Annotated in this window: 8 protein-coding genes; 4 read left to right on the top strand and 4 right to left on the bottom strand. The window is 65.8% G+C overall.

Features of this window, described 5'->3' with window-relative positions:
- On the top strand, positions 1-2,115 hold a 2,115-nt coding region (locus tag H261_RS23630; protein ID WP_008621895.1), incomplete at its 5' end, for an ATP-binding protein.
- Here the strand turns inward: H261_RS23630 and H261_RS21475 are convergent.
- A complete protein-coding gene (locus H261_RS21475) occupies positions 2,116-3,393 on the bottom strand; it encodes an alpha-glucosidase/alpha-galactosidase (protein WP_008621893.1) in 1,278 nt (425 codons plus the stop codon).
- A 30-nt stretch (positions 3,394-3,423) separates the two neighbouring features.
- On the bottom strand, positions 3,424-4,209 hold the full coding sequence (locus H261_RS21470; RefSeq protein ID WP_008621890.1) for a glucosamine-6-phosphate deaminase: 786 nt from the start codon (positions 4,207-4,209) through the stop codon (positions 3,424-3,426).
- 134 nt (positions 4,210-4,343) lie between these two features.
- On the opposite strand from H261_RS21470, the gene H261_RS21465 reads away from it, so the two are divergent.
- Positions 4,344-5,039 (top strand): class I SAM-dependent methyltransferase, encoded by a 696-nt coding sequence (locus tag H261_RS21465; protein WP_008621889.1) that lies wholly within the window; start codon positions 4,344-4,346, stop codon positions 5,037-5,039.
- 196 nt (positions 5,040-5,235) lie between these two features.
- Here the strand turns inward: H261_RS21465 and H261_RS24200 are convergent, their stop codons facing one another.
- On the bottom strand, positions 5,236-6,216 hold the full coding sequence (locus H261_RS24200) for a GNAT family N-acetyltransferase (protein ID WP_008621888.1): 981 nt from the start codon (positions 6,214-6,216) through the stop codon (positions 5,236-5,238).
- Between the two features lie 154 nt (positions 6,217-6,370).
- On the opposite strand from H261_RS24200, the gene H261_RS21455 reads away from it, so the two are divergent.
- Positions 6,371-7,078 (top strand): SDR family oxidoreductase, encoded by a 708-nt coding sequence (locus H261_RS21455; RefSeq protein ID WP_008621887.1) that lies wholly within the window; start codon positions 6,371-6,373, stop codon positions 7,076-7,078.
- A gap of 85 nt (positions 7,079-7,163) precedes the next feature.
- Here H261_RS21455 and H261_RS21450 read toward each other — a convergent pair whose 3' ends face one another.
- The gene (locus H261_RS21450; RefSeq protein ID WP_008621886.1) at positions 7,164-8,474 is read right to left on the bottom strand and encodes a hemolysin family protein; all 1,311 of its coding nucleotides are present in this window, start codon (positions 8,472-8,474) and stop codon (positions 7,164-7,166) included.
- Between the two features lie 371 nt (positions 8,475-8,845).
- Between H261_RS21450 and H261_RS21445 the strand changes: the two genes are divergently transcribed.
- Complete coding sequence (locus H261_RS21445; protein ID WP_008621884.1) at positions 8,846-10,792, top strand: PrkA family serine protein kinase; 1,947 nt, start codon at positions 8,846-8,848, stop codon at positions 10,790-10,792.
- The last annotated feature ends 33 nt before the right edge of the window (positions 10,793-10,825 follow it).

Genomic DNA, 10,825 nt, shown 5'->3' with positions numbered 1-10,825 from the left:
GGGTCGAACATCGCGGAGCGGAACATGGATGTGGCCCCGCCGGCCGTCAGGATCAGGTCGGACGATGCGGAGGCTTTGGGGTTCCAACGCCTGCGCCGCTGGCTGGTGGCCGGTTTCGTCTCCGCCAATCTTTTCCTGGTCTCCGCCTATCTGGTGATGGTCTGGCTGGGCCCGCGCTACACCATCGACGAGACCGGCCGCTCCATGCGCACCCTGGCCCTGGCCCTGTCCGAGCAGGTGGAGGCGACCATCCGCTCCGAGGCGGCGATCCTGACCTCGCTGCAGCGGGAAATCCGGGCGCGGGGCGGGGTGGGCGCCTTCAGCGAGACCGCCTGGTACGAGATGTTCATGGCCCATCTCAACCTGTTCAGCGACGATCCCGCCGACAAGCCGCTGCATGCGCTGTTCTTCGTGGACGAGAGGGGGATCGCCTCGGCCAGTTCGGTCAGCAATCCCACCCGGCAGGCCGACGCCGCCGCGCGCCCCTATTTCGCCTTCCACCGCGACAATCCGGGCGAGGAACTGTTCATCAGCGAGGTCTCGCGCTCCAAGATCACCGGGCTGTGGGTGTTCTTCCTGACCCAGCGGATCAGCGGCGAGGACGGCTCGTTCAAGGGGGTGATCGGCATCTCGTTGCGCATCGGCCGGTTCGAGGATCTGTTCGAGCGGCTGCGCCTGCCCGCCGACGGGACCATCGCCATCCACCGCATCGACGGAGCCCCGCTGTTCCGCCACCCCTTCACCGAATCCTTCGCCGCCGCCACGCCCGCCACCTTTCCCGGACTGGCCGCCATGATCCAGGGAGGGGCCGGATTCGCCGAGCAGGTCAGTCCCTTCGACGGCAAGCGTCGCATCGTCGGATTCAACGTCGGACGGCGCTATCCCGTCCTGGCGGTGGCGACGGTCAGCCGCGAGGGGGCCCTGGCCATCTGGTCGCGCACCGTGTCGTGGTTCACCGGGTTGGGGCTGGCCGCCCTGGGGCTGGGGGGGATGCTGTTCCTGTTCTCGCTGAAACACCTGGGCAGTCTGGAGCGGGAGGCCCGCATGCGGCGCCTGTCGCAGACTGTCGACCAGAACCCCCACATGATCATCACCACCGATCCCGACGGCGTGATCGATTACGCCAATCCCAGCTTCTGCCGCTTCACCGGCTTCTCGCCCGACGAGGTGATCGGCCGGACGCCGCGCATCCTCAAATCCGACGACACTCCGCCCGAAATCTTCACCGAGTTGTGGCGCACCATCCGGGCCGGAAACGAATGGCGCGGCGAGATGGTCAACCGGCGCAAGGACGGCAGCCCCTACTGGGCCTCCATCGTCATCTCGCCGGTCATGGACGGAAAGCGCGGGCTGCGCGGCTTCGTCGGCATGCAGGAGGACATCAGCGAGCGCAAGCGGATCGAGGGGCGGGTGGCCGAACTGGTGGCCGAGCTCAAGGAATCCAACCAGGAACTGGAGCGGTTCGCCTATATCGCCTCCCACGACCTGCGCCAGCCGCTGCGCATGATCAACTCCTATCTCGGCCTGCTGCACAAGAAGTTGAACGCCGCCTTCGACCAGGAGGCCTCGGAATATTTCACCTTCGCCACCGAGGGCGCCCGGCGGCTCGACCGCATGATCGTCGATCTGCTGGAATTCTCGCGTATCGGCAAGCAATCGGCCATGGAGAGCGTCGACCTCAATCAGGCGCTGGCCGACGGGCTGCAAAACCTCCGCGTCGCCATCCGGGATTCCGGGGCGGTGGTCACCGTGGCGGAGAACCTGCCCACCGTGCGGGGCGACCGCTCCGAGCTGACCCGGCTGTTCCAGAACCTGATCGGCAACGCCCTGAAATACTGTCAGGACGGCCGGATTCCCGTGGTGGAGGTCGTCTGCCGCGACGGCGGGAAGGAATGGGTCCTGTCCGTCGCCGACAACGGCATCGGCATCGATGCCGATTGCCTGGAGAAGGTGTTCGGCATCTTCCAGCGCATGGTCACCCGCGACAAGTACGAAGGCACCGGCATCGGCCTGGCGGTGTGCCGCAAGATCGCCGAGCACCATGGCGGCCGCATCTGGGCCGAATCGGTGGTGGAGCAGGGCTCCACCTTCCTCGTCAGTCTGCCGAAGGCGTGATCACACGCACTTGCGGATATAGGGCCGGTTGATCTCCCACAGCTCGTCCAGCAGCTTGACGGCGGCGTCCGAGGAATTGACCACCGGATCGGCCAGCAGGGCCTGCAGCGCCAGTTCCTTGGAGGCATGCACGGCAGCCTCCACCGATAATTGCTGCACGCCGGCCTGGACCAGCGCCAGCTTGGCGATGGGATCGGGCAGCGGCCCCAGCGAGACCGGATGCACGCCCGCCGCGTCGACCATGGCCGGAACCTCCACCGCCAAATCGGGGGGCAGGTTGGGGATGGTGCCGTTGTTCATCAGCACCGCCGATTCCAGGTAGTGGTGGCGGTTGTTGATCAGGCCGTCGACCACCACGTTGGTGCGTTCGCCCACCGACTGCTTCCATTCGTCGGGCAGCGGGCCGCCCTTCAGCACACCCTCGATGGTCTGCTGCAGTTCCACCCGTTCGCGGGCGTCGGCGTCGTAATCATGGCCTTCCTCGCCGCCTTCCCAGCCGAAGGCCAGGTATTCGCCCATGTGGTCGTCGCTGCAGCTGGGCCACAGGCCGTAGACGTTGAACATCTTGCGGCTGAACGGCTGGAAGGCGGGGTCGAAGCCCGGTTCCCTGGCGCGCAGCAGGGGATAGAGATCCTCGCCCGTCCGGCGGTTGCGGAATTGCAGCATCCATTGGAAATGGTTGAGGCCGATTCCCCAGCATTCGGTGTCGTGCCAGGACTGGCCGGTGATGTGGCACAGCGCGCCGCGCGCCATGAAGATGCCGTGGCACAGGCCCATGGACTTGATGGGGCTGTACTTGCCCAGCGCCAGCACGATGCGGCTTTCCGGGTTGGAGAAATTGAGGAACAGCGCGTTGGGGCACAGCTCCTCCATGTCCCGCGTGATATCGAAGATCAGCGGCAGGGTGCGCATGGTGAAGAACAGCCCGCCCGGACCGCCGTTCTCGCCCAGGGTCTGGCGGATGCCGTACTTCCTGGGGATCTCGAAATCATGCTTCCACAGCCGCATGCGGTCGATGGCCACCGAGTTGGTCACCACGCTTGCCCCGTCGAAGGCGGCGCGGCGGTCCGAGGTGCTTTCGATGATCATGCCGGCCTTGCCCTCGGCGTTCATGCGCTCGGCCAGGGCCTTCATGCGGGCCAGGGCGTCCGGGTTGTGGTCCACCAGCACCAGGGTGGAGCCGGCCAGGGCGTCCGACGAGAACATGTCGCGGAAGGTGGACAGGCCGAACGACATGCTGCCGGCGCCGAGAAAGGCGATCTTGGTGACGTTGCCCATGGTTTGACCCTCCCAGGTCTTTCTTGATTCCTAGATGGCGGCGAGGCCGCCCAGTTTCATCAGGATCGCCGCCTCGTCCCGGTAATCCCCGGCCAGTGCCAGCCCGGCCGCCGCCGCCTCGTCGAGCACCACCACCGCGTCGGGGTGGAGCTGCAGGGCGGACGCCGGGACCAGAGCCGAGACCGGCCCCTCGACCATCCCGGCCACCGCGTCGGCCTTGGCCGGGCCGGTGGCCAGCAGGATGATGCGGCGGGCCGAAAGAATGGTGCCCAGGCCCATGGTCAACGCCGCCCGCGGCACCTCGGCGGGGGCGAAGATCAGCGCGTTGGTGGTCCGCGTGCTGCGGCGCAGGCCCATCAGGCGGGTGCGGCCGGCGAGACCGCATCCCGGTTCGTTGAAGCCCACATGGCCGTTGACCCCCAGGCCGAGGATCTGCAGGTCCAGCCCGCCGGCGGCCCGGATGCTCTCCTCGTAGGCGGCGCAATAGGCGGCGAAGTCGCCCTGCGCGGTGCCGTCCAGCAGATGGACCCGCGACGGGTGAATGCCGGATTTAGCGATAAAATGGGCGCCGAGCGTCAGGGCGCAACTGGCTGGATGATCGGCATCGAGGCCGAGATACTCGTCCAGGCCGAAAACGGTGGCGCGCGAGAAATCCAGGGCCCGGAGCCGGTCGGTCAGTTCGGCGTACATGGCCAGCGGCGTCGCCCCCGCCGCCAGGCCGATGACGCAGTCGGGCCGGTTGCGGACCAGCCCCTCCACCAGCGATGCCGCCCGTGCCGCCACGGATGGCGCATCCGGCTCGATCAGTACCCGCACCGTCCGTCTCCTGATCAGCAATTCACCGCCATCAGTGTACGGGGCCTGACGGGAAATGCATCTGTTATCGCGCGCTTCCCCCTTGCGCGAGAGTGGGCTTTGCGGCGAAGATTAGCCGCGAGTTGGGGGCTTGAATGAGTAAAAAGAGCGGTTGGATCGATTACTGGGATGGCGATGTCTCGGTCTATTCCGGGGTGCGCCATCTGGAGGCCCATTACAGGGAGTTGTTTGCCGGGATCGAGCCGTTGCTTCCCGCGGCTCCCTTCACCCTGCTCGATTTCGGTTGCGGCGAGGCGCTGATGGCGCCCGATATCGTCGCCAGGGGAGGAAAGGTCTTTCTCTACGACGCGGCCGGCGGGCGGCGCCCCAGACTCCGGCAGCGCTACTCGCATCTGGACGGCATCGCCGTTCCCGACGACCTCGGCGTGCTGGACGGGCTGTGCGACGTCATCCTGCTCATCTCGGTCATCCAGTACATTCCCCGGGACGACCTGCCCGCCTTGTTCACGCAATTGCATCGTACCCTCAAGCCGGGCGGGGCCCTGATCGTCGGCGACGTGCTCAGCCCCGACAACAGCGTGGTCGGCGACGTCACCGCCCTGCTGGGCTTCGCCTGGCGCGAGGCCTTCCTGGCCGAGGCGGTGAGGGGGCTGCTGCGCACCCTCAATTCCAACTACCACCAGAAGCGCAAGACCCTGGGCCTGTCCTCCTATTCCATCGAAGAGATCGTCGGCCTGCTGGACTCGTTGGGATTCGACGCGATTCCCCTGGCCGGCAATATCGGCCACGCCCGCCACCGCCGGTCGGTGCTGGCCCGCCGGCGCGGCTGACTTTTCCGCATGCCGCTCTGACTCGCATGTCGGATTGTGTTCCGGAAGAACAGGGATGCGCGAAGGGAGGACTCCCTTCGTATCGTCTCCCGCTCAATATCCCAAACGAAGCGGGGCCGGCAGTCGGGCAACTGCCGGCCCCTTCGGGCGGGTCGGGAACGGGAAGGGCGACCCGCCGAGTGCGGCAGGGGAGGGTCTACCCGAGCCGACGCTGGAAGATCAGGCGCTGGGACGGCTTGAAGCCGCAGCGGGCCAGGAAGCCCAGCAGGCTGAAGCTGTCCCAGGCCAGCTGGGTCTGCACCTTCTCGACGCCGAGCGAGGCTAGGTTGGTGAGCAACTGGCTCATCAGGGCGCGGCCGACGCTGTGGCGGCCATAGGCCGGATCGACGCCGATGGTATCGAGCACGGCGGTGGACTGGGCGCGGCCGAACTCACCGTATTCGGTGCGGGCCATGACGAAGCCGGCGAACAGGCCGTCGATCTCGGCGACCTGCGAGACGCGCACGCCGGATTCCTTGGTCACCTCGGCGATCTTGCGCTTGTAGTAGGCCGAACGGTCGCGGCGGGTGACCTTGCGGTCCACCGAGACGATGAAGGGGTAATCGGCCTCGGTCAGCGAGCGCACCGGGATGCGGTCGCGCGACAGGGCGGCGTAATCGTCGCCCGAGGGATCGGACAGGTCGACTTCGTCGCTGTCGCGGACCTGCTGGGCCAGCGGAGCCTCGAAATCGGAGACGTTGTCGGTGGAGCGCTCCAGCACCAGCCGGGGAGCCAGTTCGAAGCCGGCGGACTGGAAGAAGCGGGTGATGCCGTGTTCGGTCCAGTCGGCCTGGCTGACCACTTCCTTGATGCCGCGCTTCTTCAGCGCGTCCTCGAGGGCGGCCATCAGCTTGCGGCCGAGACCCTGGCCGCGCTGGTCGGGATCGACGCCGATGGTGTCGACCACGCCCACGGGGCCCGAGCCGCCGAATTCGCCGTCGAGGATGTGGGCGTAAGCGTAGCCCTTGAGCACCGGTCCGTCGGCGGCGGCGATGGTGATGAAGCTGGCCGCTTCGGCGGTGGCAGCAGCCATGCGCTTTTCATGGTAGTTGCGGCGCGGCTTGCCGGTCAGGCGGCGATCGAGTTCGATCACGCGCTCCAGGTCGGTGGCAACGATGTCGCGGATAGTGGTTGTCATGAACTCGCGAACCTCCCCCGTTTTCTGGGTCCACCGGTCGGGTTGGGGCGGGAGCCGGCTCTTGACGGCATCCCTTGGCGGGCGGTACCCTGTTAAATGAATAATTCGGTACTATAATACCGAAATCGAATCGGTGGTCAATAGGAGCGTTGTCATGAAGTGGGAGTTTCCTGGACGGGTGGCGGTGGTCACCGGCGGAATGCGCGGAATCGGGCGCACCATCGCCGACGGTCTGCTGGCCGGCGGCGCCGAGGTGCACGTTTTCGACCGCGAGGCCGGCGACCTGCCCGCGGGCATGACGGCGCACGCGGTAGACGTCTCCAATTCGGAATCGGTCAACGCCGCCTTTGCCGCCATCGGCAAGCCGGTGCACCTGCTGGTCAACAACGCCGGCATCACGCGCGACCGCACGCTCTTGAAGATGAGTGACGAGGAATGGGGCTCGGTCATCACCGTAAACCTCACCAGTGCCTTCAACACCATCCGCGCCGCCGGCCCCGGCATGGTTCAGGCCGGAGTGGGGCGCATCGTCAACATGATCTCCATTAATGGCCTGCGTGGCAAGATGGGACAGGGCAATTATGCCGCTTCCAAGGCCGGCATGGTCGGCCTGACCAAGACGGCGGCCAAGGAACTGGGGGCCAAGGGCGTGACCTGCAACGCCGTGGCGCCGGGCATGGTGCTGACCGAGATGACGCTGAAGCTGGACCAGCAGTTCCGCGACCGCGCCCTGGCCGAGGCGGCGCTCGCCATCCTGCCCGACACCTCGGATATCGCCAACGCGGTGCTGTTCCTGCTGTCCGACGCCGCCCGCTGCATCACCGGCGAGGTGATCAAGGTGGATTCGGGGCAGTATATCTGAGGGACCAGGCGGGCAAGATGCCCGCGATCCGAGGTCCGCCACTTTTGGAGCGCGGCCGTCCCGGCCGCATTCCGGAAGGGCTCCGTCACATCCCCAGGGTCTCGGTGTCCCGCGACACCAGGATCTTGTCGATGCGGCGTCCGTCCATGTCCACCACCTCGAACCGCCAGCCGTCCCTGACGAAGTGGTCGCCGGCCGAGGGGATGGCGCGGAATTCCGAGAGCATGAAGCCGGCGGCGGTGGCGTAGTCGCTGCCGCCGTCCTTCATGGCCCGGCAGCCCAGCCGCTCGGCAGCCAGGTCCGCCGCCACGTCGCCGTCTAGCAGCCACGAGCCGTCTTCCCGCTCGGTGATGGTGCCCTGGTATTCCTCGCCGTGCTCCGACAGGCTGCCGAGAATCGAGCCCAGGATGTCGGCGGCGGTGACGATGCCCTCGACCCCGCCGTATTCGTCCACCACCAGCGCCATATGGATGTCCGATTGCTTCAGCACGTCGAGGACGTGCAGCGCCGGGGCGTTGTCATGGACCACCGTCAGCGGCTTGACCGCCGCCGCCACGTCCAGCGGGCGGTGGTCGAGGGCGGTGTTGAGCAGGTCCTTGGCCTGGACCACGCCCAGCATCTCGTCGATGCCGCCCCGGCAGACCGGCAGCCGCGAATGGGGGCTGTCGCGCAGCGTCTTCAGGATGTCGTCCATCTCCCAGTCGAGATCCAGCCAGATCATGTCGGCGCGGGGCGTCATGATTCCCCGCACCCGGCGGTCGCCGAAGCGCATGACGCCGGCGATCATTTCCTTTTCCTCGGGCTCGAAGATGCCGCTTTCGGTGCCTTCGGCGATCATGGCCCGCACTTCCTCCTCGGTGACCGTCTGGTCGTCGGAGCGGCGGACGCCCAGCAGGCGTATCAAGGCGTGGCTGGAGCCTTCCAGCAGCCAGATCAGCGGCGAGGTCAGGCGGGCCACCCGGGCCATGGGGCGGGCGACCATTTCCGCGATGCCCTCGGGATTGGCCAGGGCGATGTGCTTGGGCACCAGTTCGCCGACGATCAGCGAGGCGTAGGTGATGGCGCCGACCACCAGGGCGATGGCGATGCCCGGCGCCGCCGGCGCGGCGAACGGAAACTCCGCCGCGATCCAGGCGCTCAGTTGCTCGGCCAGGGTGGCGCCGGAATAGGCGCCGGCCAGCACGCCGACCAGGGTGATGCCGATCTGCACCGAGGACAGGAAGCGGGTGGGATTGTCGGCGAGGAGCAGGGCCGCCTCGGCCCCCTTGCTGCCCTCGGCGGCCCGGGCGGCCAGCCGGGCCCGCCGCGCCGAGACGATGGCCAGTTCCGACATGGCGAAGCAGCCGTTGAGGACGACCAGGGCGATGATCACGGCGATTTCGAAGGCGATTTGCATGGCGATGATGATGCCTGATTTTATCCCTCCGGCAATCATGGATTCGCCACAATGCCGGACCATCCTGATCTTGCCGGCAATTGCCCTGTTTCTGCTCCGGGCAAGGGGAGGCAAAGGATTTTGTTAAGAACCATTCGCTAGAGTGGTGATGATGGGAAGCAGGCGAAAGGACGACACCATGTGGTCTTCCGTCTCCGGTACAACCTTGTCGGGCCGAATGATCCCGATGCGCGCGCCGATTTCTCCGGCCCGCATGACTGGTTTGCGGAAATTCTCGCCCTCCCCTGATGCATTCCGCCAAACCAATCCAAACATGAGTGGAAGGAACCTGCCTCCGGTTCGGCTTTGACCCTCTTCGATGGAGTGACGATATGCCCAGCAATGACGATATCTTCACCCGTTACTCGCGAGCCTACGAGGGTCGCAAGGACGTGGAACTCAGCCTTCTCGAATATCTGGAAGGCTGCCGCGACGACCCCATGATGTACGCCTCCGCCGCCGAGCGGATGATCGCCGCCATCGGCGAGCCCGAGGTGATCGACACCGCCAAGGACGCGCGGCTGTCCAGGGTGTTCATGAACCGCACCATCAAGATCTATCCCGCCTTCTCGGAATTCTACGGGATGGAGGAGACCATCGAGCGCATCGTCGGCTACTTCCGCCATGCCGCCCAGGGGTTGGAGGAAAGGAAGCAGATCCTCTACCTGCTGGGCCCGGTGGGCGGCGGCAAGTCGTCCCTGGCCGAGAAGCTGAAGGCGCTGATGGAGGTCTATCCCATCTACGTGCTGAAGGCCGGCAAGGAGATCAGCCCGCTGTTCGAAAGCCCGCTCGACCTGTTCGACCCCGAAGGCATGGGGCCGGTCCTGCTGGACAAGTACGGCATTCCGCGCCGCCGCCTGCCCGGGCTGATGAGCCCCTGGGCGGTGAAGCGGCTGGAGGAATTCGGCGGCGACATCTCCAAGTTCAAGGTCGCCAAGATGTACCCGTCCAGGCTGAAGCAGGTCGCGGTCTCCAAGGCCGAGCCGGGCGACGAGAACAACCAGGACATCTCGACCCTGGTGGGTAAGGTGGACATCCGCAAGCTGGAGATGTTCAGCCAGAACGACCCCGACGCCTATTCCTTCTCGGGTGGGCTCAACCGCTGCACCCAGGGCCTGCTCGAATTCGTCGAGATGTTCAAGGCCCCCATCAAGATGCTGCACCCCCTGCTCACCGCGACGCAGGAGAGCAACTACATCGGCTCGGAGAACATCGGCGCCATGCCGTTCCTCGGCACGGTGCTGGCCCATTCCAACGAGGCGGAGTGGCAGACCTTCAAGAACAACCGCAACAACGAGGCGTTCATCGACCGCATCTGCGTCATCAAGGTGCCCTATTGCCTGCGGGTCACCGAGGAACTGAAGATCTACGACAAGCTGATCGACACCTCGGAACTGGTGGATGCCCCCTGCGCGCCCGGCACCCTGGAGATGCTGTCGCGCTTCTCGGTGCTGTCGCGCCTCAGGGAGCACGAGAACTCCAACCTCCATTCCAAGATGCGGGTCTATGACGGCGAGAACGTCAAGGAGACCGACCCCAAGGCCAAGCCCATGCAGGAGTACAAGGACGCCGCCGGGGTGGACGAGGGCATGGACGGCATCTCGACCCGCTTCGCCTTCAAGGTGCTGTCGTCCACCTACAACTACGACACCCACGAGGTCTCGGCCGACCCGGTGCACCTGATGTACGTGCTGGAACAATCCATCCGGCGCGAGCAGTTCCCCGAGGAGACCGAGAAGAAGTACCTGGAGTTCATCAAGGGCGAACTGGCGCCGCGCTATGCCGAGTTCATCGGCAACGAGATCCAGAAGGCCTATCTGGAGAGTTATCACGATTACGGCCAGAATCTGTTCGACCGCTACGTGGATTACGCCGACGCCTGGATCGAGGATCAGGACTTCAAGGACCCCGATACCGGCCAGATGCTCAACCGCGACCTCTTGAACCAGGAACTGTCCAAGATCGAGAAGCCGGCCGGCATCGCCAATCCCAAGGACTTCCGCAACGAGGTGGTCAAGTTCGCGCTGCGCTCGCGCGCCGCCAACGGCGGCAAGTCGCCGTCCTGGACCTCTTACGAGAAGATCAGGGAAGTGATCGAACGGCGCATGTTCAGCCAGGTGGAGGAATTGCTGCCGGTGATCAGCTTCGGGTCCAAGAAGGACTCGGACTCGGAGAAGAAGCACTCGGAATTCGTCGAACGCATGATGAGCCGCGGCTACACCGAGCGCCAGGTCCGCCGGCTGGTGGAATGGTACATGCGGGTCAAGCAGGCGGGGTGAGGATGGACCGAGGCCCCCTCCCTTCCGCTTGCG

Origin of the sequence: Paramagnetospirillum caucaseum, from assembly GCF_000342045.1 — a bacterium.
Taxonomy (GTDB): Bacteria; Pseudomonadota; Alphaproteobacteria; order Rhodospirillales; family Magnetospirillaceae; genus Phaeospirillum; species Phaeospirillum caucaseum.
This window is presented reverse-complemented; position numbering and strand designations above follow the sequence as displayed.